Source organism: Salinivibrio sp. PR6 (assembly GCF_001995955.1).
Lineage (GTDB): Bacteria > Pseudomonadota > Gammaproteobacteria > Enterobacterales > Vibrionaceae > Salinivibrio > Salinivibrio siamensis.
Window position 1 is genome coordinate 13,536 of record NZ_MUFA01000012.1, and the last position, 24,594, is coordinate 38,129.

Sequence of the window (24,594 nt, forward strand, 5' to 3'; positions counted from 1 at the left end):
TATGTCTTCAACAGCTAGTTCTTCAACAGCGACGTCTTCAACTGCGATTGTTTTTCCCGGTCAAGGCTCCCAAACCGTGGGTATGCTCGGGGAGCTCGCCGAACAATATGGTGTTGTCCAGCAGACGTTTGCAGAAGCCTCAGAAGTGCTTGGCTATGACCTTTGGGCATTGGTCCAGCAAGGGCCAGAAGCGGATTTAAATGAAACGCACCGCACACAGCCAGCTTTGTTGACGGCGTCTGTGGCTATTTGGCGCGTCTGGCAATCACAAGGTGGTGCCGCGCCCGCGATGCTTGCTGGCCATAGTTTGGGTGAATATTCTGCTTTGGTTTGTGCGGGTGTATTGGATTTTAAAGAAGCCGTTAAGCTTGTCGAGCTGCGCGGTCAATTGATGCAAGAGGCGGTCCCAGCCGGTGTGGGAGCGATGTCGGCAATTATTGGCTTGGATAACGATGCGATTGCGGCAGCCTGTGAGCAAGCGGCGCAAGGCCAGGTGGTCTCACCGGTTAACTTCAACTCGCCAGGCCAAGTGGTCATTGCGGGTAATAAAGAAGCGGTGGAGCGCGCCAATGCGTTGTGTAAAGACGCGGGTGCAAAACGTGCATTACCGCTGCCAGTGTCGGTGCCTTCTCACTGTGCGCTGATGAAACCGGCAGCAGAAAAACTGGCGCAAGCACTGGAATCTGTCACGTTTAATGCGCCACGTATTCCTGTGGTCAACAACGCTGATGTGGAAACGCCGATAGAGCCGGCTGCAATTAAAGAAGCCTTAGTGCGTCAATTACATAGCCCGGTACGCTGGACCGAAACGGTTGAGCATATGGCGGCTGAAGGGGTGGAACAGCTGTTGGAATTTGGCCCAGGTAAAGTACTGACTGGCTTGACCAAACGCATCAACAAGGCGTTGAGCAGCGCGGCCGTCAATGATAGCGCCAGCCTCGCCACTGCGAAGGCATAAACCGTATTACGAAGACACTTTGTGACTGCCGGTGCATGCCGGCAGAATCAACTAAAAGGGTAACCGAATGAAACTAGACGGAAAAGTAGCGCTGGTGACAGGCGCAAGCCGTGGGATCGGCCGAGCAACGGCAGAGCTTTTAGCGGAGCGTGGTGCCACCGTGATTGGTACGGCGACCAGCGAAAAAGGCGCCGCTGCAATTAGCGATTATCTCGGTGAAAACGGTAGAGGCCTGGCACTCAATGTGACCTCGCCAGAGTCGGTCGCAGAGGTGCTTGATACGATCAAAAAAGAATTTGGCGACGTTGATATTCTGGTTAACAACGCGGGTATCACTCGTGATAACCTATTGATGCGGATGAAAGACGATGAGTGGCAGGACATTATGGACACCAACTTAACGTCAATCTTCCGTTTATCAAAGGCAGTATTGCGTGCGATGATGAAAAAACGCTGTGGCCGAATCATTAATATTGGTTCTGTGGTCGGTGTGATGGGTAATGCGGGACAGGCAAATTATGCGGCAGCAAAAGCCGGCGTGATTGGCTTTACCAAATCCATGGCACGTGAAGTGGCTGCGCGTGGCATCACAGTGAATACAGTCGCGCCTGGTTTTATCGAAACCGATATGACCAAGGCGCTAAATGATGAACAGCGCGCTGCGACGCTGGCACAAGTGCCAGCAGGGCGTTTGGGTGATCCAAAAGAGATTGCTGCAACGGTGGCGTTTTTAGCCTCTGATGATGCTGCTTATATGACGGGCGAGACCTTGCACGTCAATGGCGGTATGTACATGATTTGATCGAGACCGTTGCAATCTCGAATGACACACGTCAAACTCCGATTGATTTGTCCCCAAATCGTGGTTTGACCAGCCGTGGAGGTCTTGCAACTTCCACATTAATGAATAAACTACAGCACATATCGCATCTGCGAATCTTGTAAGGACTAGTATTAATATGAGCAACATCGAAGAACGCGTAAAGAAAATCATCGTTGAGCAACTAGGTGTCGACGAAGCAGAAGTGAAAAACGAAGCTTCATTCGTAGACGACTTGGGCGCGGACTCTCTGGATACCGTTGAGCTGGTAATGGCTCTTGAAGAGGAATTCGATACAGAGATTCCAGATGAAGAAGCAGAGAAGATTACTACTGTACAGGCAGCTATCGACTACGTTGTCGGCGCTTCAGCGTAATCTCAGAATCCTACCAGGCGGTCTCCTCGACCGCCTGTGTTCTTTTTAAGCTATTCTAATTTCCAAACTTATATTCTCCGGAGAATATCATCGTGTCTAAGCGTCGTGTTGTTGTGACTGGCATGGGTATGTTGTCACCCGTGGGTAACTCAGTTGAGTCTTCATGGAAAGCTCTGCTAGCCGGGCAAAGCGGTATCTCAGCGATTGAGCATTTTGATGCCACTAACTTTGCTACTCAATTTGCGGGCATGGTTAAGGACTTCAATTGTGAAGACTACATGTCGAAAAAAGATGCACGAAAAATGGACTTGTTCATTCAATATGGCATTGCTGCCAGTGTGCAAGCCATTAAAGACTCCGGACTGCAAGTTGATGACAACAATGCACACCGTATTGGTGTCGCGATAGGTTCAGGCATTGGTGGTCTTGGTTTGATTGAACAAAACCATCGTGCGTATATGGAGAAGGGTCCACGTAAAATCAGCCCCTTCTTTGTCCCATCAACCATCGTTAATATGATTGCAGGGCACGTGTCGATTAATTACGGCATGCGTGGCCCAAACATCTCGATTTCCACCGCATGCACCACAGGCCTGCATAATATTGGTCATGCCGCCCGTATGATTGCATACGGTGATGCAGACGCTATGGTGGCCGGCGGCGCAGAGAAAGCCTCTACCGAGCTTGGTATTGGCGGTTTTGCCGCCGCCAAAGCATTATCAACACGTAACGATGATCCACAGTCGGCCTCTCGCCCATGGGACAAAGATCGTGATGGTTTTGTGCTGGGTGATGGTGCTGGCGTCATGGTGCTTGAAGAATATGAACACGCGAAAGCACGTGGCGCGACCATTTACTGTGAATTAGCCGGTTTTGGCATGAGCGGGGATGCTTACCATATGACGTCACCCAGTGAAGATGGCTCAGGGGCGGCACTGGCGATGGAAGCAGCGATTCGTGATGCGGGGATTAACCCAGCACAAATCGGTTACGTTAACGCGCACGGTACCTCGACACCGGCAGGCGATGTGGCGGAAAGTAAAGCGATCCGTCGTGCAATGGGCGAGGCGGCGGACAGTGTATTGGTCTCTTCAACCAAGTCGATGACCGGTCATTTGCTCGGTGCGGCAGGCTCTGCTGAGTCAATTATCACTGCCATGTCGCTGATTGATCAAGCCGTACCACCAACGATCAACCTTGATAATGTCGATGAGGGTTGCGATTTAGATTACGTACCGCACGAAGCGCGTGACGTAAAAATGGAGTACGCCTTGTGTAACTCCTTTGGTTTTGGTGGCACCAACGGCTCTTTGATCTTCAAAAAGCTGTAATACGCATAGGCGTTTATACAGCCTAAAAAGAGTCTGCTATAGTAACGGCCCGACGATTCGGGCCGTTTTTTATTGTCGGTAAGGTTTTTATTGTCGGTAAGAATAGTTGACTGTCGAGGTTGATAGATGATCTGGGTAAACGGACATCCTTGTCGCGAATTAGCGGTCGCTGACCGAGGGCTCCAATTTGGTGATGGTTGCTTTACCACTGGCCATGTGTATCAGGGGCTATTACTTGATCGCGATGCACATATACTGCGTTTACAAAGCACTTGTGAGCGATTAGCCATTCGCGAGGTTGATTGGTCGGCACTCGCGATAACGCTCGATCAAGCGTGTCAGTATTCGCAGGATGAACAGGTGTTGAAGGTGATTATCACCCGAGGCCGGGGGGGACGCGGTTACAGTCCCAAAGGCTGCTCGTCGCCAACCGTCATTGTTAGCCTACATCCGTTTCCTCGCCATTATCATCATTGGCAACAGCATGGGGTGGCGTTGGCGACGACGCAGATGCAACTTGGCGCGTCACCATTTGCGGGGCTTAAACATCTCAATCGGTTAGAGCAGGTGCGTCTAAAGCTGGCACTGGAAGACGTGGAGGCCGATGATTTCGTGGTCGCGGACATGTTTGGCAACTTGGTTGAGACCACGGCGTCCAATCTTTTCTGGTGCCAAGACCATGTCATTTATACACCTGATTTGGCATATGCCGGTGTGGCGGGACTGATGCGAGAAAAAGTGATGGCCGTGATTGAAGGTTTCACGGACTACCAATGTAAAACGGTCGCGGTCGATGAGACGGCGCTGTGGCGTGCCGATGAAGTGTTTATTTGCAATACCTTGATGAAGGTGGTGCCAGTGACATCCATCAATGAAACAAGTTATAAAACGCATACGCTGACAAGGCGATTACAACAGAGGTTAAACGCGTGCTAAAAAAGCGATTTTTGGGGCTGGTGAGCGTATTGATGGCGATAGTCTTGGCCTCAGTCGCTGGGGTGCTTTGGCAAACGAAGGCGTTTATTTCCACGCCGTTATCCTTGCAGACACCTCAGCTATTCACTGTCCCTAGCGGTGCACATTACCATAAGGTCATTGCAAAATTTGAAGAAAACGGTTGGATGGCATCAAGCATCTGGTCGAAGTTTGCGCCACGGATTTATCCAGAGCTGACTCGGGTACAAGCGGGCACCTTTCAGATCCAACCTGGACAAACATTAGCCGAGGCGTTCGCGACTCTGCGTTCAGGGCAGCAATATCAAGATGAAATCACCTTTGTCGAAGGGAGTACGTTTGCCCAGTGGCGCAAGCAGCTTGCCTCCGCGCCGCATCTTGACAAAACATTGGATGGCATGAGTGAACAGGCAATTGCTGATGCGCTTGGGCTCAAACACGATAAATTAGAAGGATTACTGCTTCCTGAAACCTACGCCTATGATGTGGGGGATACCGACATTGCATTGCTAAAACGCGCCGCGCGTGCAATGGAAGTGGCCTTGGAGCAGGCTTGGCAGCAACGTATCGAGGACTTACCGATAGAAACCCCTTATCAGCTATTAATCCTGGCTTCCATCATTGAAAAAGAGACCGCGGTGGCGAGTGAGCGAGAAAAGGTGGCGTCGGTATTTGTTAATCGGTTGCGACGCGGTATGCGTTTACAAACCGATCCCACCGTGATTTATGGTATGGGCGATCAGTATGAGGGGAATATTCGTAAACGTGACTTACGTACACCGACGCCTTATAACACTTATGTGATTAATGGCTTGCCCCCGACGCCGATCGCGATGCCAGGTAAAGCGGCCATCTTTGCCGCTGCCCAGCCAGCCAAAACGGATTACTACTATTTTGTCGCCACGGGTAAAGGCGGCCACCAATTTTCTACCACCTTGGCCGAACACAATCGGGCCGTGCGTGATTACTTAAAAGTGTTGAAGAATCAATGAAGAACCATTTCATCGTTGTAGAAGGCCTTGAAGGCGCGGGAAAAAGTACGGCCATCAATCAGATCAAACAGGTGTTACTCGACGCCGGAATCCAGGATGTGATCACTACGCGAGAGCCCGGCGGTACGCCGCTTGCGGAACAGTTGCGTACGCTTGTCAAACAAGGTCACCCGGATGAACCGCTCACGGATAAAGCCGAGCTTCTCATGCTTTACGCCGCACGGGTACAGCTTGTCGAAAACGTGATTAAACCCGCCCTGGCGAAGGGCCAATGGGTGGTGGGTGATCGCCATGATATGTCATCACAGGCCTACCAAGGTGGGGGACGGGGCATGGACACGTCGCTGATGAAAAGCCTAAAAGAAACGGTCTTGGGGACGTTTGCCCCCTCACTGACCTTGTATATGGACATCGACCCGGAGGTAGGCCTTGCACGTGCGCGGGGTCGAGGTGAGTTGGATAGGATTGAGACCATGCAACTGGATTTTTTTGAGCGCACGCGAGCGCGTTATCTGGCATTGGCAAACGACGATCCCAGTGTGGTGGTGATTGATGCGGGCCAGTCGCTAGACACAGTGACCGCTCAGATTAAAACGGCACTAGAAAATTGGCTTAAGCAGCAACCAGGCGTATGAGTGACAAGATAACATTGGCATACCCAGCGCCTTACGTTTATCCCTGGTTTGAAGGCGTTTGGGCGCATTGGCAGCAACTATTGACGAGTGCGCGCTTTCCGCACGCGCTCTTGTTGGCCGCCCCTCCGGGCAGCGGCCGTCGCGCATTGATAAGCCAGCTTGCCAAGGTGCGACTGTGTGGCCATCAAAACGATAGCGCCTGTGGGCATTGTCATCACTGCCAGCTTTTCGCGGCGGGTAACCATCCTGATATTCACTGGCTCGCCCCCGAGAAACCCGGTAAGCAGATTGGTATCGATGCAGTCCGCAAGGTGCAACGACAAGCGTTGGAAACGTCGCAATTGGGCGGGGCGCGCTTTATTGTTATCGAATGTGTCGAACGTTTAGGGGAAGCCGCGGCCAATGCGTTGCTTAAATCGCTAGAAGAGCCACCTTCAGGGTGTTACTTCGTATTGTTGACAGACTCGCTGGATAGTTTACTTGCGACCATTGTCAGTCGCTGCAGTGTGTGGAAGGCACCGCAGGCTGAAGCTGACACAGCCAAGGCGTGGATCGAGCAAGCATTGCAGCGCTCGGTGCCAGACCATGCGGTAAGCTTATATCGGGGCGCCCCCTTGGCTGCTCGTGACTTTGTGGCATCGGGCGGGTTAGATCATCACCATAGTGTGGTGGAAGGCTTTTCTACCTATGTGCGCGAGAGAACGGGCCTGTTTGACACTATCGAGGTGTTGGTCGCACACTATCCCGCTTCATTGAACTGGCTCAGTCATTTTCTGCTTGATGTACTTAAATGGCGTCAAGGTGTGGGGCAGACCATTGTGCATCGGCATCATCATCAACGGGTTGCCGAGGTGGCCAATGTGCTGACCACCCAGCAAGTTCATTCACTACTACGTGCGCTGCATCAATTACAGCGTCAGTTACAAATTCATACAGGGCTAAATACCGAATTGGTTGTTAGCCAGTGGTTATTATCGATTGGAGAATAACGTGTTAATAGACTCTCATTGCCATCTCGACAAACTGGATTACGACTCGCTGCACCAGAATGTTGCCGATGTTTTAGATAAAGCGCAGGCAAGGGGCGTCGACTATTTCCTTTCGGTGGGGGTAACGCTAGATAGCTTTCCGGCGATGCTAGACATGATCCGACCTTACTCGCATGTTTTTGCCTCATGTGGTGTGCACCCTTTGGATATCGAAAATGGTTTCGATTACGACCGATTGAAAGCCTTAGCGGCTGATGAGCGTGTCGTGGCGGTAGGAGAGACAGGGCTTGATTACCACTATCAGCCAGAGCTTGCTGAGCAGCAGCAAGCGATTTTCCGCCAGCACGTCCGTCTCGCGGTTGAGCTCAACAAACCCTTGATTATCCATACTCGCGCGGCACGTGAAGACACGCTTGCGATTTTACGTGAGGAGGGCGCTGAGCGCGTCGGGGGTGTGCTACACTGTTTTACAGAAAGCTATGAGATGGCAGAGGCGGCGATTGAACTCGGTTTCTACATTTCAATTTCTGGGATAGTGACGTTCAACAAGGCCACAGAGCTGAAAGATGTGGTGCGTCGTATACCGCTTGAGCGCCTGCTGGTTGAAACAGACTCGCCATACTTGGCACCTGTTCCCCATCGTGGCAAGCAAAACCAGCCAGCTTATGTGAAAGAAGTTGCTGAGTACGTCGCGATGTTAAAGGGTGAATCGGTGGAAACGGTCTGTGAGATCACCAGCCGTAACTTTTTTACGCTTTTTTCTGGTGCAAACCCGCAATAATTCAAGTCGCCCGATAACCTTGTCGGGCGTTTTTCTTGCTTAGAACGTCACGCTCCTTTCGCCGCAAGAAAACACCGCTTTTTGATTATCTCGGCGTTGATAAGGCACCATCCCACTTGGTCAATTCTGCGTCATTTTTCGGTTATGTTTGCAACAAAATAACCGATTTATATCGCTAGCCTATCAAAGTTGATCTCGCGCAATTTCACATCTACCTTTTTGAAATGATTAGGAATTATCAATCTATGTCCTAGGCATTACGCGCTGTATTAATTCGTTACGTAAAATAACGTTGGGGGTGAAGGGGTTGCTATTTTTTTGTTCGTATCCTTTCCCCTGGGCAATAGATTTTTTGTCATTTTAAATCATGATCTTATGTTGTTTTTTGCTGTTTTTGTCGCCAATTCTAATTGTGATCTATATTTACTTTTTAATCAGTAAAATCGTCACTGATAGGCAAGGTGATGATTCGCCCCTTATAGTTTGGGTGAGTTCAATAATCACAAATCGTTTGTGCTCTCGGCGCCTGTGGTATCGGTTGGCCTCTTGCGGGGGAATCGGAAGGTTAGTCCGACGAGACACATTGTTAAACGTCCTTGTCAGGAGCAAGAACTATGTCAAAAAACCTCTTTGCTAACCTGCAAAAAGTCGGTAAAGCGCTGATGCTTCCAGTATCTGTGCTTCCGGTCGCAGGTATACTTTTGGGTGTTGGTGCTGCCAACTTTAGCTGGATGCCAGATATTGTCTCACACATGATGGAACAAGCTGGTGGGTCTGTATTTGGTCAAATGGCCTTGCTGTTTGCTGTGGGTGTGGCGCTAGGCTTCACCAATAACGATGGTGTCTCGGGTCTGTCTGCGATTGTCGGTTACGGCATCATGGTGGCGACACTGGACGTGATGGCACCAGTTATGGGCGCTGACGTTATCAAGACAGGGGTACTTGGCGGTATTCTTGCCGGTGGTGTCGCGGCGTGGACCTTTAATCGCTTCTACACGATTCAACTGCCTGACTACCTTGGTTTCTTTGCCGGTAAACGGTCAGTGCCAATCATTACCGGTTTCATCTCTATCGCGCTTGGTGTGATCCTCTCTGTTATCTGGCCACCAATCGGCAGTGCTATCGCATCCTTCTCTCACTGGGCGGCGACACAAGATCCTGTTACTGCATTTGGTATTTACGGTGTGGTAGAGCGTGCGCTTATCCCATTCGGTCTGCATCACATTTGGAACGTACCTTTCTTCTATGAAGCGGGTAGCTGCGTGAACAACGCAGGCGAGCAAGTAAACGGCATCATGACCTGTTTCTTGACCGCAAACGATGTCACTCGTGAAGCAGGTAACGGCTTTGGTCAGTTAGCTGGCGGCTACTTGTTCAAAATGTTCGGTCTACCTGCGGCGGCATTTGCTATCGCACATTCTGCCAAGCCAGAAAACCGTGCCAAAATCATGGGTATCATGGCATCAGGTGCACTGACGTCATTCTTGACCGGCATCACTGAACCTATCGAGTTCTCGTTCCTATTCATCGCGCCAGTGCTGTATGGTATCCACGCTATCATGGCAGGTGCGGCGTATGTTCTGACTAACGCGTTGGGCGTTGTTCACGGCCATACTTTCTCGAACGGTTTTATCGACTTCATCGTGCAAATGCCACGTGCTGAGAACGTGACCACACTGGTGCTACTGGGCCTTGGTTATGCGGTACTCTACTACATCGTGTTCCGTGTAGTGATTCGTGCCCTTGACCTGAAAACCCCTGGTCGTGAAGACGAAGCAGTCGCTGACGTGTCAACCGCGACAGGCTCTGAGCTTGCGGGCGACTTGGTGGCTGCATTCGGTGGTAAAGACAACATCACAGGTCTTGATGCTTGTATCACTCGTCTACGTGTCTCAGTGGCTGACACTGAAATTGTTGACCAAGACAAGCTCAAGCAGCTAGGTGCAGCGGGTGTAGTTGTGGTATCAGGTGGCGTACAAGCTATCTTTGGTACCAAGTCAGACAACCTGCGTACTGAAATGGATAACTGGATGCGCAGCCAATAATTGCATGTGCTAAACCAGGAAATGTAAAAAGGGGTAGCATCTTGCTACCCCTTTTTTTGTTCAACGGGCACCGAGTGAGAGAAAAAACAACATCAAAACGGGCACCAACAAGCTGAGTATGAACCCACTGACAATCGCAATCGGTACACAGCGAATCCCGCCTGTGCTTTGAATGATCGGCAAGGTGAAATCCATCGCGGTGGCACCACCATATCCAATTGCGGTGAGCGGATAGCGCCGGATTAACACTGGAATAATCATAATCGCCACAAGCTCGCGCGCGAGCTCGAGAATAAATGATGCACCGCCGTAGACCGGCCCCAGTCCGTCGCCCATTAAGATCCCTGCCAACGAGTACCAACCGAAGCCGGATGCCATCGCTAACCCGTGATGATAAGGAATATCTAACCACCATGCCGCCAGCAAGCCACCGGGCAAGGAGGTCGCGACAACGAGAGCCGCAATCATCAGCCCACTTTTATTGAGAATGATTTGCTTCAGCGTCATGCCACTGTTGCGGAGCTGAATGCCAATCAATAAGAGCAAAAGTAATAAAATCCCCTCGCTGGCCGTATCGACCCAAGAAAGATCTTGATTGAGTAATAGCCCTACGACTAAGCCAACGGCCACAGCCGCAATCAGCTTACCGGACTCTGACATCATGGCGCTGAGGGTCAGTTTATGTTGGTGGCCATGGGTCTCGGTTGGGAAGAGCTTATCGAGAACAGGCAGGGCAAGCAGGTTGGCCGCGCCGATACAAATGAAGAAAGTGGCAGCGAAATACAAAATGGTGGAAATATGTTGCCCGAGGTTATCTAAGCCTGCGAGGCTTAAGCCCATCAACACTAAAATGACCATCACTAGCCGCATCGTCAGGGTATTGACTGCGTTGAGGTAGCGCGCCTGCTTAATGGGGATTAAATAGCCGATAATAAGTGGAGAGAAGATGAGTAGCATCCCTGAAAACATCTGATTTTGCTCGGTGTTAAGAAAGTAGAGCTTGAGGTTATCAACCGGTTAATAGGTTGGTCAATAAAATCAGACAAGGGTGGTTAAAGGAAAGACCACCCTGGCTTGGGTCAGATACTGCTTGCGTCCATGACTTGGTTTAGCTGACGAGAGAACTCTTTTTCATCGAGGTTGGATAGCTCATATAAAGCTTCTGCGCCAGGCGCAGTGATTTCCACTTCATGATCCTCTATTGCGTCATCTTGATTGCGAAACATTAACAAGTGATTTGCCATTCTCGCGATATCTAAATAGGTGATATCGGGGCGCGGCTTAGTGTAGAGCTTATTGTTAATGGCGACTTCGATAAAGTCACGGTCAAACTGCCACTGCTTGAGCACAAGACGGCTGCAGTCGCCCGCCAGTGAGAAGAAGACGCGCTCTGCAATGTCAAATTTTAGATAGTGTCCCTGATTCACAAAGCGCTGAAACTCGCCAATCACGCTGTATAAGCCAATATCAGCAAGCAACCCCACAATCAGTGCTTTTTCGGGCTCCACTGAAAGCGGTTCATCACAATAGTTTCTGACTTTTTGCGTCACCAGTGCCATCGCAGCGGCGAGTTCACGAGATTTTTGCGCACTTTTTTTCAATAGTGCGTTGCAGGCCTTGGAAAACGTGGCATCACTCTTGAGCTGATAGACGGCGGCGGCTGTGATGATCCCTAAAACGCGATCAACGCCAAGCCGAGAGACGGCGGTTTGAACATCTTTGCATTGACCTGTGGCGCGGGGAGCAAATAAAGCGGAGTTTGCAGCTTTAAGCACGGCCCCACATAAGCTTGGATCGTCCAACAAGAGGTTGGCAATATCCCGCATGGTAGTATCCGACCGCTTGCTAGCGCGTTGTATTGACAGAACAGCATCCGGTAAAGGAGGTAGGGACAGGCGATTGACACGGATGGTTTCGACGGCACGCTTGTAAAACTCGGTTTCTAGGGAGCGTAAGTACTTATCACGATCCGGTGAGACCCAAAAAAATGAAAGATGATCCATAAGTCCTGATAGTAATTGTCAGCAGACTGCATAGTAATGCGGCGAAGAATAAAAGAGAACCGCCTTTCTCTGAATCAGTGAGCCTGCTGGCGTCTTTGATGATAATTTACACAGTCACTCATCTGTCGCTTAGTCGTCGTCAATAAGTGGATACCGCAATAGTTTATCAATAAACTCGGCCACCAATAAGGCCGTAGGCTGGGAGAGTAGAAGCTGTTTTTGTTTCACTTCGATGGGGAGTAACTCCAACCAGCGCAGGCAAACCCAGCCAATTTCATCATACTGTGTTAACTGGAAGTGTTCGTGGCGTGTCGGATTCGATCGATAATACTGCTGCAGCTTCTCACTCAGATATAGGTAGTGCTTGGGAACAGCATGGCGTTGCCATTTTGGCAACGGTGTATAACGCGCCATATTGACGTCACCTTCACCCGCGTCAATCGCATTCACTTTGACACTTTCAATCCCTTGTAACGTCAACGCGATTTCATGCGCACCATGACGATTGAAGTCTGCAATCTCGCAAAGCGTAACGATAGGAGAAATGGCGTGCGGGCGCTGCTGACCTTCATCCTCATTTTTCATCGCGACCAAAAGGCGAGGTGGTTCGCCTGCCTGTTGGAGCATTTGTAAGTAACACGACTCAGACAGCACATAGCTGTGCAATCCCCCAGGCAATAAATGACTTACTTCTATTAACAGCGGGTGTCTCGACATGTCGGCTCCCTGACTATTAGCTTACCACTATTAATTTAGCGCACTCATCGCCCTGCGTTAAGCATAGATGCATCGAAGACTTTATTTAACGACGAAAAAATGTTTGTAATAAATGTGACAAAAACCGCACTAAATGGAGGGGATATTTGGCGATAAGTGATCAGATGCATAGTATTCGGTTGCCATTTGATGCAACCTCTTTTCGTTAAAATAATCATGCACGCTGACTAACTTATCAGTCACTTTTGTGAGCCAGTTTACGGCTCGATATGAACATCTATTCGCTGAAGGAGAGTTTTCGATGGCGAAGCAATTTGAAGCCCAATTAATGCGTTTTCTGGATAGTTATGGAGAGATGGAGCAACGCTCTATGTTTGGTGGTATTGGTTTTTTCTCTCAAGAGGCGATGTTTGCATTGCTTACCGGAAAGCATGTTTATCTACGAGGAGGAGGCCTGCTCACCGACAAGTTAATCGCCAAAGGCTGCAATAAATTTGTTCATGTAAAGAAAAGTACCTCCGCGGTGGTTAACTATTATGATGTGACCGCGCTCTACTTAGGCCATGATCCCGACTTGCCTACGATGATTGAACAGTCTTTACAGCGTGCGCTCAAAGATAAAGCGCAGAAAACATCGACATCCAGTCTTCGGCTGCGAGATTTACCCAACTTACGATTAACGATTGAAAGAATGCTGAAAAAGTCGGGTGTGAAAGACGTGTCGACGTTCTATAGCATGGCGCCGCAAGAAATGTTTCGTCGAGTGCAAATGACACACGGTAAAGATATCGATATCAATCTACTGTGGAAGCTCGCTGGAGCACAGCAGGGGCGTCATTGGGAATTGATTGAAAAAGATGAACGTGAACGGCTGCTCGCTGACGTCTAGGTGAATGGATAGAGTGTTGGTCGGTGCCAGCCTGGATTGATCGGGCTGGCATTTTTGTAAATGCTGCATGAGTCGCCACGCTAATCGGCCTTTTTAGGGCTCGCTTAGCGCCCAGAGAGTAGTGAAATGTCACGTTTGGATAAATAATCGTCGGTTAGACGCTAAAATGATAATTTTTGCGTGACAGGCGGAAAAACTTATGTAGAATTCAAACCACTTAGCCGAGAGGTGAAGCGCGAGGGCGCGTTGGCAGAGTGGCTATGCAGCGGATTGCAAATCCGTGGACCTCGGTTCGACTCCGGGACGCGCCTCCATGAACTCTGGCTAAAATAATACGGACGCGGGATGGAGCAGTTTGGTAGCTCGTCGGGCTCATAACCCGAAGGTCGGTGGTTCAAATCCGCCTCCCGCAACCAAAGCGACATTAGCTCAGCTGGTAGAGCGCGACCTTGCCAAGGTCGAGGTCACGAGTTCGAACCTCGTATGTCGCTCCAAACATAAAACAGTGGCGTAAGCGGCTGAAAAGATTGTGTGCCCTGGTGGTGGAATTGGTAGACACAAGGGATTTAAAATCCCTCGGCGTTCGCGCTGTGCCGGTTCAAGTCCGGCCCGGGGCACCATTAATAAGCAAGACGGCGACCTTAAGGGTCGCCGTTTTTGTATGTCTTTTCCTTGTTCAGTGCGTACGTTGTGCTTCACAATTTTGAAGAAAACAGACAGGTATCTGCGTTGAATTAACGCTATTTTTTGACTAAAATTTAATCAGTGATGACCAGAGTGACTGTGAAAAGGCGATTAATGCAGAAAAAAACAAAAAAGGTGACGACGGCGATGATAACGCGTGCGGTAGCAAGCTCGACCGCGATTGAGACGCAAGCATCAACCGAAGAAGTGGAGGCAAGGCTTAAAGCGAGCAGGCAGAAATATCAAAACTTAGCGCTCGCTGATTGAGAAAGATGAAAATGTGAGGGGTAAAATGTCGTTAATCAGCCGCTCCATGTGCTGGTAGTCATGCCCGACACCAGCTTGAATTGCCGCAATGTAAAAATCTTTGTTTTCTTCCCAAAGTCGATAGTCCAACAATCCTAATCCCGCCTGTTGGCACAGCACATCAATGAGTAAACGCGATATTCGTCCGTTTCCTTCTCGAAATGGGTGAATAAGAATGAACTCAACGTGACTTTGTGCAAGGTAACGAATGAGCGTCGCGCGCGGCATTACCGATACCCCCGCGTACTGGTTGAGAAAGACGCTTTCAAAATGCTGCAAACAGGCCCCTATCTGCTTGGGGGAAGTAAAACGAAACCCACCTTTACTTAGCTCAACATTCCTCACCTGACCGGCCCATGGGTAAACATTGCCCAGCCATTGTCGATGCCAGCTGGCGAGGGTGCTAACCCTTAATTGGCGTGGGAAATGGCCGCCGGTGAATACACGTTCGTAAAGCTTCGCAAGTAAGACAGCTTCAATGTCTTCCATTTTGGTAGGATCAGTCACCCCCATTTGGTTTTTGAGGACGCGTTCGTTAGAGCCCGGTTGGTATTGTGCCTCACTGGATTGTGTTTGATAGCGGCTCATGGCTTCTCCCTCTACATCGACTCCTTTGATTTTAGTTCAGAGACGTGTGTAAGGGCGCAAGGCGATAAATGCAATGCGTGATCGTCGAATGAATAAGGTGAGTCACTGAGTCTGTTGATCAACAAGGCAACGCTAAGGCTGCCTTGTGATCATCACGCGGTTAGGAGGGCTAAATCATGCTAAAGCATTGTATTTCATTCTGGTGTGCCAAACGGTAGTGGATATCTTGCGGATCCTTATGCCCCGATTGTCGAATAATCACCCCGCGTTTGACCCAGGTCGCCATCATCGCTTCAATACCGTCTGGGCTTATCCCATACTGGTTGGCGAGGTCTGTGCGACTAATGACACCCGCCTGACTGACACTGGCTTTGAGCTTTTGCAGGATCATAATAGGTCTCCTTAAACCAATGGGGATGTTTGCCGACATAGCGCATGAGTGCCACCACGACAATCAGTAAGGCACAAAGGCCAGTGATGTAGAGTGTGGCTGGCGTGGTGGCGACATTCAACTGACTGAATTGGTAGCATAACGTGGCACCGCTTACCGCGAGCAGCATTGACCAGCTCGCCACAAACAGGGCAAACCGGCGACCAAACTCGCGTGTGTAGGCGCCCAGAGCGGCAACACATGGGGTGTATAGTAGGATAACAATGAGATAGGCCATCACGCTGGCGGTGCTAGTGAATTGACGATGCAGATTATCAAACGTTGTCATACTGACTTCTTGCGCTTGTGCGGCGGCCTCGGTGTTTTCAATTTCACCGACATCGATAGCCAATGGATCGGTATAATCAATGCCAAATAAGTTTTCAGGAATGCTCTGGACCGCTTCGACCAACGCTTCTCCGAGTGTGGTCTCTTCTTCGGCTTCTTCGCTGGGCGCATAAAGGTTATTCAAGGTGCCGACGACGGCCTCTTTGGCAAATAGCCCGGTCACCAACCCGACGGTAGCAGGCCAATTATCCTCTTCAATCCCGATAGGTGATAGGGCCGGCGTGATTACTTGTGCGGTTTTCGAAAGGACGGAGGACTCGCTGTCTTCGTGTCCGAACGATCCATCCGTGCCTAACGAGTTGAAGAAGGTCAGAATCGTCACCACGATAACAATGGTTTTACCTGCACCAAGGACAAACCGACGCAGTTTTTGCCACGTGTTGTTCATCACATGGCGTACGCGCGGCAGCTCGTAGTCAGGGAGTGTCATCAGCAGGCTTTCACTATGCCCTGGATAAAGGGTGTGACGCAGTATCAGGCCGGTGATTATCGCAGCGACAATGCCAAGTAAGTAGAGGCCGAAAACAAGGTTTTGTCCGTTTTGTGGGAAAAACGCCGCGGCGAAGAGGGCGTATACAGGCAGGCGAGCGCCACAGGACATAAACGTTGCCATCGCGGCCGCGGTTTTGCGCTCGTGAATCTGTTCTAATGTGCGCGTTGCCATCACGGCGGGGACGGTGCACCCAAAGCCGAGGATTAAGGGAACAAAGGCTTTGCCCGGCAACCCCATTTTTTGCATTAAACCGTCTAATAAAAAGGCGGCACGTGCCATGTAGCCTGTGCTTTCTAATACCGTTAAAAACAGGTACAAGCCTGCAATAACAGGAATAAAGGTCGCAACGGTTTGAATGCCTCCTCCGAGGCCATCGGCGAGAATAGTGACAATCGCCGTCGGCAGTACGCCGTCAAGAAGCTGGTGGGTGCCATCTACCAGTATCGCGCCGGCGGCAATATCGAAAAAGTCGATAAAGGCGCCGCCAATGTTGATGGCAAACACAAACATCGCATAGAGGACGGCGAGCAAAATGGGCAGTGATAAGAAGGGGTTGAGAATGACTTTGTCTAGCTTCTCGGTATTATTGCGACTGAGATGACGAAGCTCGCGGCGAGCCTGGTGAACCATGTCACGAATCGCACTGTAGCGTGTATCAGCAATGACGATGTCAGTGTCTAAGTCTGAAAGGGCTTGGTTTGCCATCGTAAACTGCTGCTGGTCAGCATCGGTACTACCATCAGGCAAGCGTCCCCGCTCTAAGCATTCGAGCAAGTGCGCACGTTGATTCACTTGTGCCGCGGCGGAATGAAGAAAACCGGCGCCAAGCTGGTTTTGAATCCAGTTTTCTAATGGCGCACCGTAGTTCAGGTACATTGCCTCACATACGGGTAAATGGGTGGTCAAGTGGGCGAGCTGATGGCACAGGGTGTCGACGGTCGCCGGTTGACATGCGGTGACGGTCAATACGGGACAGCCCAGCATCGTTTGTAATTTGGCGGTGTCGAGTTGTTGACCATTACGATCAAGCAAATCCATTTTATTGATCACCACCACCATAGGGACACCGCGTTCACGCAGTTGAAGGGTGAGGTATAGACCGCGCTCTAGGCAATTGGCATCTAAGACATTAATAATAAAATCATTCTCACCGCTATCGATGGCGTAAGTGGCAATTTGCTCATCAATACTGGCGTCAAAGCCTGCGTTTAGCGCATAAAGACCGGGTAAATCTGTGATTTGACAGTCGTTATGCGCCAGAGAGAGCGTACCGACTTTTTTGTCGACAGTGACGCCAGCCCAATTCCCGACTTTCTGTTGTGAGCCGGTGAGCGCATTAAATAAGGTGGTTTTCCCGCAGTTTGGGTTGCCTGCGAGTACAATGCGGCGTGAGCTCATCAGAGTACCTCCACGTCAATCAGTTTCGCGACGTCACGACGTACGATCAGTTGTTCGCTATCGAGACGAATTTGAAGTGGATCACCCAGTGGGGCGCGTCTGACAAGCTCAACGCCTGTGCCTGGAATCACGCCCATGACCGCGAGGCGGTGGCGGATAGAGGCAGGCACATGATGGACACTGGTGATACGCGCGGATTGGCCGCGACCAAGCGTGGACAGTTTCATAGTGCGAGATCCAAATAAGAATGGTTTTCATTGGATATTACGCTTAAATTTCACGTTGTTTTTTGCGTCGGATCAAGTTAAGCGGCGAGTGGAAAGTGTGAGAAGTGTCACAACAAGGTAAAGGGTTGATATGGCGAATGATTTGTAAGTGCCACGAAAAAGCCGGAATAAAAAAGCGGCCGATTGGCCGCATTCAGTACTGAGATAGGCTGATGGTTGTCGATTATTTTTGGGACTGATGTGCCGCTCGCTGGTGATTCAGTTTGTCGATCGCGATGGCTAATAGTCCAGACCCATTATCACTGTCAGGGCCAAAGCCTGCGGCCTGTCCCGCTAATAAAGCAAGGGCGTCACTGACATGTGAAACGGCGTACACGTGAAACTCGCCTTTTTCTACTGCGAGTACCACATCTTTGCGGAGCATCAGGTTTTGGATATTGGCTTCTGGGATGACCACCCCTTGAGTGCTGCTCGGCCCTTTAAGCGTACACACATCAAAAAAGCCTTCGATTTTTTCATTTACACCACCAATGGGTTGCGCTTCACCGAACTGATTCATCGAGCCAGTAATGGCAATATCTTGTCGAAGTGGGACATCCGTGATCGCAGAAAAAATCGCGCAGAACTCCGCTATGGAAGCACTATCTCCATCCACACCGCCGTATGATTGCTCAAAAGTAAGATGGGTTTTGAGTGGAATGGTGTCCGTTTTACCCAATAAACTTGCCAGGTATGCTGACAAGATCATCACACCTTTGGAGTGAATACGGCCGCCGAGTTTCACACTTCGCTCGATATCCAGCACTTCTCCTTCCCCAAACGCCGTGGTCGCGGTGATACGGTTGGGTAAGCCAAAGCTGTAATCCGATGTGCTCAGCACCGAAAGGCCATTGATTTGACCAAGTGCCGTGCCATGCGTGTTGATAAGTGTGACGCCGTTTTCCACATTCTGCATCATGCTGTCACGCAATCGACTGACGCGCATATTGCGGCTGGCGAGGGCTTTTTCTACATGCAGGGCACCAATACTGTTTGCTTTGGCGTGGTGGGCCCAATAATTAGATTCACGCAATAGGTTGGCAATATCAGCGGAGTGTAGTGATAAGCGATTTTGATCGTCAGCTTGGCGAGCACTGTGCTCAATAATACGCGCAATGGCACTGCGACTGCAGTGAAGAAGATGACTGTCATGAATAATGCTTGAAATGAACTTGGCGTATTGTTGCTCGGTGCTCTCAGTGCGCGGCATGTCATCTTCAAAGTCGGCGGTGACCCGAAACAGCTCAATAAACTCCGCATCGTAACGTTGGAGTAGCTGATAGGTTTGGTAGTCGCCAAACAAAATGATCTTAACATCCAGAGGAATCGGCGCCGGATCGAGAGACACAGTCCCGCTTAGGGTCACTTCTCGCTCTAAGGCGCTAACACTTAACTGGCGGCTACTGAGGGCCCGCTTGATGCCATCCCACACGTAAGGCTTCTCAAGGACTTTAATCGCATCCATCAGCAACACGCCGCCATTGGCGCGGTGAAGGCTCCCTGAACGAATCAATGAAAAGTCGGTAAACACCGTGCCTTTAAACGTGGCATTCTCAACATAACCGAACAGGTTGTGATAACTAGGGCTATCCTCAACCACGATCGGCGCTTGTGCGTCATTCTGACTGACTAACACATTGACTTGGTAGCGGCGAGGGAGTTTTTTATCCAGCGCCGCATACGCGAGTGCGGCTTGCTCCTCACTGTCTTCAAGGAAAATATCGAGGTGCTCAAGCATGTCAGCTTGCATGGCGTCTAAAAAGGTTAAAATGTCAGGCAAGTCAGCAAAGTTTTTCTTAAGCGGTGCCATTTGCGTGGCGATGACTTCTTGGGCGATATCCTCATCCAAGGCTTTTTGTTTTTCCGCGTACTCAGACTCCCATTCGCCAAGTTGGCGAACAATACCGCGCAGTTCCGTCTCTAGCTTATCGATGACTTTGCCAAAGGCCATCTGCTCGTCGTGTGAGAGGGCGTCAAAGGTCTCCTCGGTATGAGGCTCCTCGCCATTTAGTGCCACAAATTGGTAATCACCTTGAGGGGTGATGGTCAAACTCACATTGTTTTTTTCTGCTGTTTCACTTAATCCCTGAAGGACGCTTTGTTGGCGCTCAGTAAGCTGGTTTTTCAGTGTTTCAGCACGCTGGTAATACATTTCGTTGTCAAATGCCATAGGCAGGGCGTTGGCCAGTTTGCCCATCAGTTGCTCAATATGCTTTTTGAGTTCACTGCCTTTACCCGCAGGCAGCTTCAGTACTTCTGGGGAGCGCGCTTCATGAAAATTAGCGACGTAACACCAGTCATAAACCGGTGACTCACTTTGCCAGTGTTGGTTGAGGTAGCGCATCATCATGGTGCGTTTTCCAAGTCCATTTTGGCCAATGGCATAGATGTTATAGCCTTTCTCTTTGATGGACATGGCGAACTCAACCGCGTGACGGGCACGATCTTGACCCACAATCTCGTCGAGTGGCGCAAGGTGTTTGGTTGAAGTGATGTCACTGTGCTTTAAACTGGACTCACGGTATAAACGATCGCTTGTTAGCGGAGTGATAGCCATAGCGCTTCCCATATTGGCATTTTGTCGGTGATGACTTTCAGTGTAGCGGCTGTAAGTGATTGTTTTAGTGACCTTGGTGGAGAAAGCTGGGATGGGGTCACAATTTTGCTTTGCCTGGTGGTTTTATGTACAAAACGGGCCGTTGGGCCCGGTACGATTGTGCGTTGGAACGGCTTAGTGAGATGCCTTTATCGCGGCGATCAGGGTATCGATATCTGCGCGGCAGATGTCTTTATGTGTCACCAAACGGGCTGGATTGCCGGACAGAGAGACGCGGATCTCCTTTTCCATCAGTCGCATTTGCAGGCGTGTACGATTGATTGTTTCGGCCACATCGACATAAACAATGTTGGTTTGCACAGGATAGCCGCTGGTGGAAAAGCCGTTCAGTTTTTCCAACTCACTGGCGAGGTAATGCGCATTAGCGTGATCCTCTGCCAAGCGTTCCACGTTTTCGGTGAGTGCTTTATAGCCGGCAACGGCCAATATGCCCGCTTGACGCATGCCGCCACCTAACATTTTACGAAGACGACGGGCTTTGTGAATCAGGGCTTTCGAGCCGAGTAGCAGTGAGCCGACAGGAGCGCCTAACCCTTTGGATAGACAAATCGTCATCGAGTCAAAGTGACAACTGATCGCCTTGATGTCCACCTCCAGTGCGACAGCCGCGTTGTAAACCCTGGCGCCATCAAGATGTAGCTGCAGTTGATGTTGGTCGCAAAATGTTCGCGCCTTGGCTAAATAAGACAAAGGTAACACTTTGCCACCTATGGTGTTTTCCAAGCTGAGCAGCTTAGTACGGGCAAAATGAAAGTCATCGGGCTTGATAGCTGCGGCGATTTTATCGAAAGACAAGGTCCCATCTGACTCGTTCTCAATGGGTTGTGGCTGAATCGAGCCCAACACAGCAGCACCGCCTGCTTCGTATTTGTAATTGTGCGCTTGCTGACCACACAAATACTCATCACCGCGCTCGCAATGCGCCATCAGGGCCAATAAATTGGCTTGGGTACCCGAGGCGGTAAAGAGTGCGGCTTCAAAACCATGTCGTTCAGCCGCCCATGTTTCCAGCGCGTTAATGCTCGGGTCGTCGCCATACACATCATCGCCCACAGGGGCGTTAGCCATGGCGTCTCGCATGGCAGCATCGGGCTGGGTCACGGTGTCAGAGCGAAAGTCAATCATGGGGTAACGTCCTTGTCGTCAGTTATTTAAGTGGGTGATGCGCGTTTACGTCTGAGCATAGCAAAAACCCATTGACTAAAAATAGTGACAAATGTGGGTTATTGACTTGGAAAATAAAAAAGGCCTCCGATGAGGCCTTGGTACAGATTGTTATCACAGACGCGCGCGATTAGCTTTTCAACATCTGCCAGTACTTTTGATAGATTTTCACCGCTTCACCGACATCATTGGTGAATTCACCTTTATTAACTGCTTCATCGGATGGGAAGATGGTGCTGTTCTCTTTTAGCTCGGCCTCTAAGTACTCAGCCGCGTTGGTGTTCGGGGCTGGATAGCCAAATTCTTCCACCAATTTCGCCTGATTCTCAGGACGATACATAAAATCGATAAACTGGTGTGCCAAGGTCTTGTGTTCTGCGTTTTTTGGGATGATAAAATTATCCATCCATAAGATCGCCCCTTCCTGTGGGTAGACGAACTCAATGCCTTCGATTTCTTGTTGCGCCATGTAAGCATTGCCGTTCCATTGTTGGCCAATGCTCACTTCACCGGTAACAAACGGCACATGCGGCGCATCAGAGTTGTACACGACCACGTTATCGCGTAACTCACGCAGGTATTCATAGGCTTGTTTAATTTCAGCCTCTTCGGTGCTGTTAATGCTATGACCTTGCGCTTTCAACGCCATGCCAAACACATCACGCACATCATTCAATAGCATGACTTGGCCGTTGAAGTCGTCACGCCATAAGTCAGCCCACTTGGCCACTTTACTGCCATCGACGTAATCACTGTTGTAGCTAATGCCAGTCACACCAAACACATACGGCAGCGAATAGTCATTGTTTTTGTCAAAAGGTTGACCCAGTAGGCCTGGGCGCAATTGATTAAAATGGCTAATTTGGCTCTTATCAATTTTGGCGAGCATCTCTTCATTGACCATTCGCTCAATGAAATAGGTTGAGGCAAACGCCAGATCGTAGCCTTCGCTATTTAGGAGTTTAAGCTTGGCATACATGGCTTCATTACTCTCAAAGGTGGAGTAATTCACGTCGACTTGATACTCCTCTTCGAACGCTTCAATCACGTCCATTGGCATGTATTCTGCCCAGTTGTAGAGGTTGAGTACCTTATCGTCTGCATTAACGCCGCTTGCAAAGATGGCTGAAAGCGCAAGTGTCGTGGCGGTGATTCCGTGAGAAATTTTTTTCATTGTCATGATCCTTCAATGGCTTACTGGCCGAGTACACGTCGAGCGCATCATATTGTACTTGACCTTAGTGTCAACGAGTTTTTTACCAACCTGGATAAAGTGCAATACCTTGCTAACGTTAGCATAACCGTCGCCATCTCCCCCAAATGGTCGGGTAAAGTGATGAGAATAAGGGCTTGCCAGAAAGGGAGGACGGTGCCAGTATTTGCGGCCTTTGAGAGTGTGTTGGCGCTAAGCCATAGTGCTTGTCTTTTTTACTACCTTTTCTTTTTAATACTAAGAGTAACCATTGAGAGCATGGTCAAAACGGTTCGACCTGATAATAACTTCAACGCGGCGACAAATTACTACGTCGCCAGCCAAAACCAAACGCTGTCATTTCCTGCTTTGGCAGGCACACAAGAGGCAGATGTGTGTATCATTGGAGCAGGTTTAACGGGCCTGAATGCCGCCATTGAATTGCGACAGCGTGGCTACAGTGTCACCGTTATAGATGCGCGAACGGTGGCGTGGGGAGGGTCTGGCCGGAATGGTGGCCAATGCCTCGTGGGATATTGCCTTGGGCTGAGAGAAGTTGACGAAACCTATGGGCAAGCTTGGGGCAAACAGTTATGGGACTTGTCGGTTGAAGCCGTTGATATTGTGCGTGAGCGTATCCAGCATCACCAGATTGACTGTGACTTTCAACCCGGCTATATCGAGCTTGCCTTAAATTCCGCGCAGCAAAAGGAGCTGCAAAGCTGGCATGCATTAAAGCAAGGACGTTATCAGTATCCTGATGCCCAGTGGTGGGATAAAGCGCAAGTGGCAGATGTTGCAAATACTGACCGCTATCTAGGCGGATTATACGATCCCAATAGTGCGCACATTCACACGTTAAACTACACGCTAGGCCTCGCTCGTGCCGCGGCGCAAATGGGTGTGAAAATTTATGAGCACACCCCTGCTACACGTTTGGTTAAGGGGCAACTTCATGCGGTGATCACGCCTCAAGGTCGAGTGAATACACCTCGAGTTTTACTTGCTTGTAACGCCTATCTAGAGGGGTTACACCGCCAAGCGCAAGCCAAGGTTCTTCCCGTTGCCTCGTTTATTGCGGTTACCGAACCGCTCGGGGTGCGCATGCCAATTACTAATCGCATGGCGATGTCGGATCTCAACAACTGTTTAGATTATTTCCGCCCGACGGCAGAGGGGCGCTTGTTGTTTGGTGGTGTCAATCATCCCTTTAATCGAGAATATAAGGATTCGACCCAGCGTCTCCACCGGCGGATGACTAAGGTTTTCCCTCAACTGGCCCAGGTAAAAATGGACTATCATTGGGGCGGGATGTTTGCCGTGACCCGCAGTTACATGCCGCACATTGCGCATCTTGGCAATGATATATATACCGCACATGGTTATACGGGGCATGGCGTTGGATTAACCAATATTGCGGGGCGAGTGGTTGCAGAGGCCATCGATGGCCAAGCCAGTCGCTTTGATGTGTTTGCTCGTCTAAAGCATGGCTGGATCCCCACGCCAAAAATGCTACGTAGCCCAGCGCTCGCGCTTGCGATTTGGAAAGCAAAACTCGAGGATTTACTCCGTTGATATCTTGAAAGGAAATAACGTTATCGATTAGGTTTGCTTATGG

At 50.0% G+C, this 24,594-nt stretch carries 23 protein-coding genes and 4 tRNA genes; 17 read left to right on the plus strand and 10 right to left on the minus strand.

Annotation, left to right across the window (positions count from 1 at the left end; genetic code table 11):
* Position 1 precedes the first annotated feature (1 nt).
* The 10 genes from fabD to ptsG all read left to right on the plus strand — a co-directional run bounded on the left by fabD (position 2) and on the right by ptsG (position 9,881).
* On the plus strand, positions 2-958 hold the full coding sequence (gene fabD / locus BZG72_RS10820) for an ACP S-malonyltransferase (protein WP_077666783.1): 957 nt from the start codon (positions 2-4) through the stop codon (positions 956-958).
* A 67-nt stretch (positions 959-1,025) separates the two neighbouring features.
* Positions 1,026-1,760 (plus strand): 3-oxoacyl-ACP reductase FabG, encoded by a 735-nt coding sequence (gene fabG, locus BZG72_RS10825; protein ID WP_046075438.1) that lies wholly within the window; start codon positions 1,026-1,028, stop codon positions 1,758-1,760.
* 157 nt (positions 1,761-1,917) lie between these two features.
* Positions 1,918-2,154, plus strand: coding sequence for an acyl carrier protein (gene acpP, locus BZG72_RS10830; protein WP_046075439.1), 237 nt, complete (start codon positions 1,918-1,920; stop codon positions 2,152-2,154).
* A gap of 92 nt (positions 2,155-2,246) precedes the next feature.
* Entirely contained in the window at positions 2,247-3,485 is a 1,239-nt protein-coding gene (fabF, locus tag BZG72_RS10835) for a beta-ketoacyl-ACP synthase II (protein WP_046075440.1), read from the plus strand.
* 126 nt (positions 3,486-3,611) lie between these two features.
* Positions 3,612-4,421: an aminodeoxychorismate lyase gene (gene pabC, locus BZG72_RS10840; protein ID WP_077666784.1), complete on the plus strand. Its 810-nt coding sequence runs from the start codon at positions 3,612-3,614 to the stop codon at positions 4,419-4,421.
* The gene (mltG, locus tag BZG72_RS10845; RefSeq protein ID WP_077666785.1) at positions 4,415-5,431 is read left to right on the plus strand and encodes an endolytic transglycosylase MltG; all 1,017 of its coding nucleotides are present in this window, start codon (positions 4,415-4,417) and stop codon (positions 5,429-5,431) included. Before pabC ends, mltG begins: the two co-directional genes overlap by 7 nt.
* A complete protein-coding gene (tmk, locus tag BZG72_RS10850) occupies positions 5,428-6,066 on the plus strand; it encodes a dTMP kinase (protein ID WP_046075443.1) in 639 nt (212 codons plus the stop codon). The genes mltG and tmk overlap by 4 nt, the downstream gene beginning before the upstream one ends.
* Positions 6,063-7,055 carry a DNA polymerase III subunit delta' gene (gene holB / locus BZG72_RS10855; protein WP_077578971.1) on the plus strand — a complete coding sequence of 331 codons (993 nt, stop codon included), beginning with the start codon at positions 6,063-6,065 and terminating at the stop codon, positions 7,053-7,055. Before tmk ends, holB begins: the two co-directional genes overlap by 4 nt.
* Before the next feature lies 1 nt (position 7,056).
* Entirely contained in the window at positions 7,057-7,836 is a 780-nt protein-coding gene (locus BZG72_RS10860) for a TatD family hydrolase (RefSeq protein ID WP_077666786.1), read from the plus strand.
* Positions 7,837-8,450: 614 nt separating this feature from the next.
* Complete coding sequence (ptsG, locus tag BZG72_RS10865) at positions 8,451-9,881, plus strand: PTS glucose transporter subunit IIBC (protein ID WP_046075446.1); 1,431 nt, start codon at positions 8,451-8,453, stop codon at positions 9,879-9,881.
* 60 nt (positions 9,882-9,941) lie between these two features.
* Here the strand turns inward: ptsG and BZG72_RS10870 are convergent, their stop codons facing one another.
* The 3 genes from BZG72_RS10870 to BZG72_RS10880 all read right to left on the minus strand — a co-directional run bounded on the left by BZG72_RS10870 (position 9,942) and on the right by BZG72_RS10880 (position 12,601).
* Positions 9,942-10,850: a lysine exporter LysO family protein gene (locus BZG72_RS10870; RefSeq protein ID WP_046075447.1), complete on the minus strand. Its 909-nt coding sequence runs from the start codon at positions 10,848-10,850 to the stop codon at positions 9,942-9,944.
* Between the two features lie 110 nt (positions 10,851-10,960).
* Entirely contained in the window at positions 10,961-11,884 is a 924-nt protein-coding gene (locus BZG72_RS10875; protein WP_077639020.1) for an HDOD domain-containing protein, read from the minus strand.
* A 129-nt stretch (positions 11,885-12,013) separates the two neighbouring features.
* On the minus strand, positions 12,014-12,601 hold the full coding sequence (locus BZG72_RS10880) for an LON peptidase substrate-binding domain-containing protein (protein ID WP_077607434.1): 588 nt from the start codon (positions 12,599-12,601) through the stop codon (positions 12,014-12,016).
* Between the two features lie 301 nt (positions 12,602-12,902).
* Here BZG72_RS10880 and BZG72_RS10885 point away from each other — a divergent pair, with 301 nt between their 5' ends.
* The 6 genes from BZG72_RS10885 (at position 12,903) to BZG72_RS16320 (ending at position 14,441) form a co-directional block, all read left to right on the plus strand.
* Positions 12,903-13,490 carry a TfoX/Sxy family DNA transformation protein gene (locus BZG72_RS10885; RefSeq protein ID WP_046075449.1) on the plus strand — a complete coding sequence of 196 codons (588 nt, stop codon included), beginning with the start codon at positions 12,903-12,905 and terminating at the stop codon, positions 13,488-13,490.
* Positions 13,491-13,730: 240 nt separating this feature from the next.
* Positions 13,731-13,804 (plus strand) — tRNA-Cys (locus BZG72_RS10890).
* A gap of 25 nt (positions 13,805-13,829) precedes the next feature.
* Positions 13,830-13,906, plus strand: a tRNA-Met gene (locus BZG72_RS10895).
* Between the two features lie 2 nt (positions 13,907-13,908).
* A tRNA-Gly gene (locus BZG72_RS10900) sits at positions 13,909-13,984 on the plus strand.
* Positions 13,985-14,023: 39 nt separating this feature from the next.
* Positions 14,024-14,110: transfer RNA gene (locus BZG72_RS10905), tRNA-Leu, on the plus strand.
* A gap of 178 nt (positions 14,111-14,288) precedes the next feature.
* On the plus strand, positions 14,289-14,441 hold the full coding sequence (locus BZG72_RS16320; RefSeq protein ID WP_172969963.1) for a hypothetical protein: 153 nt from the start codon (positions 14,289-14,291) through the stop codon (positions 14,439-14,441).
* Here the strand turns inward: BZG72_RS16320 and BZG72_RS10910 are convergent.
* From BZG72_RS10910 to BZG72_RS10940, 7 genes are all read right to left on the minus strand, one after another.
* Positions 14,424-15,068, minus strand: coding sequence for a Fic/DOC family protein (locus tag BZG72_RS10910; RefSeq protein WP_077607432.1), 645 nt, complete (start codon positions 15,066-15,068; stop codon positions 14,424-14,426). The two genes, BZG72_RS16320 and BZG72_RS10910, sit on opposite strands and share 18 nt — an antisense overlap.
* 169 nt (positions 15,069-15,237) lie before the next feature.
* Positions 15,238-15,459 carry a FeoC-like transcriptional regulator gene (locus BZG72_RS10915; RefSeq protein WP_077578975.1) on the minus strand — a complete coding sequence of 74 codons (222 nt, stop codon included), beginning with the start codon at positions 15,457-15,459 and terminating at the stop codon, positions 15,238-15,240.
* On the minus strand, positions 15,410-17,737 hold the full coding sequence (feoB, locus tag BZG72_RS10920; protein WP_077666788.1) for a ferrous iron transport protein B: 2,328 nt from the start codon (positions 17,735-17,737) through the stop codon (positions 15,410-15,412). Before feoB ends, BZG72_RS10915 begins: the two co-directional genes overlap by 50 nt.
* Entirely contained in the window at positions 17,737-17,964 is a 228-nt protein-coding gene (locus tag BZG72_RS10925; RefSeq protein ID WP_077600411.1) for a FeoA family protein, read from the minus strand. Before BZG72_RS10925 ends, feoB begins: the two co-directional genes overlap by 1 nt.
* 223 nt (positions 17,965-18,187) lie before the next feature.
* Positions 18,188-20,560: a Lon protease family protein gene (locus tag BZG72_RS10930; protein WP_077666789.1), complete on the minus strand. Its 2,373-nt coding sequence runs from the start codon at positions 20,558-20,560 to the stop codon at positions 18,188-18,190.
* A gap of 174 nt (positions 20,561-20,734) precedes the next feature.
* Entirely contained in the window at positions 20,735-21,745 is a 1,011-nt protein-coding gene (gene ltaE / locus BZG72_RS10935) for a low-specificity L-threonine aldolase (RefSeq protein WP_046075455.1), read from the minus strand.
* Positions 21,746-21,914: 169 nt separating this feature from the next.
* Complete coding sequence (locus tag BZG72_RS10940; RefSeq protein WP_077666790.1) at positions 21,915-22,958, minus strand: ABC transporter substrate-binding protein; 1,044 nt, start codon at positions 22,956-22,958, stop codon at positions 21,915-21,917.
* Between the two features lie 297 nt (positions 22,959-23,255).
* Between BZG72_RS10940 and BZG72_RS10945 the strand changes: the two genes are divergently transcribed.
* Complete coding sequence (locus BZG72_RS10945) at positions 23,256-24,551, plus strand: NAD(P)/FAD-dependent oxidoreductase (protein ID WP_077666791.1); 1,296 nt, start codon at positions 23,256-23,258, stop codon at positions 24,549-24,551.
* Positions 24,552-24,594 lie beyond the last annotated feature (43 nt).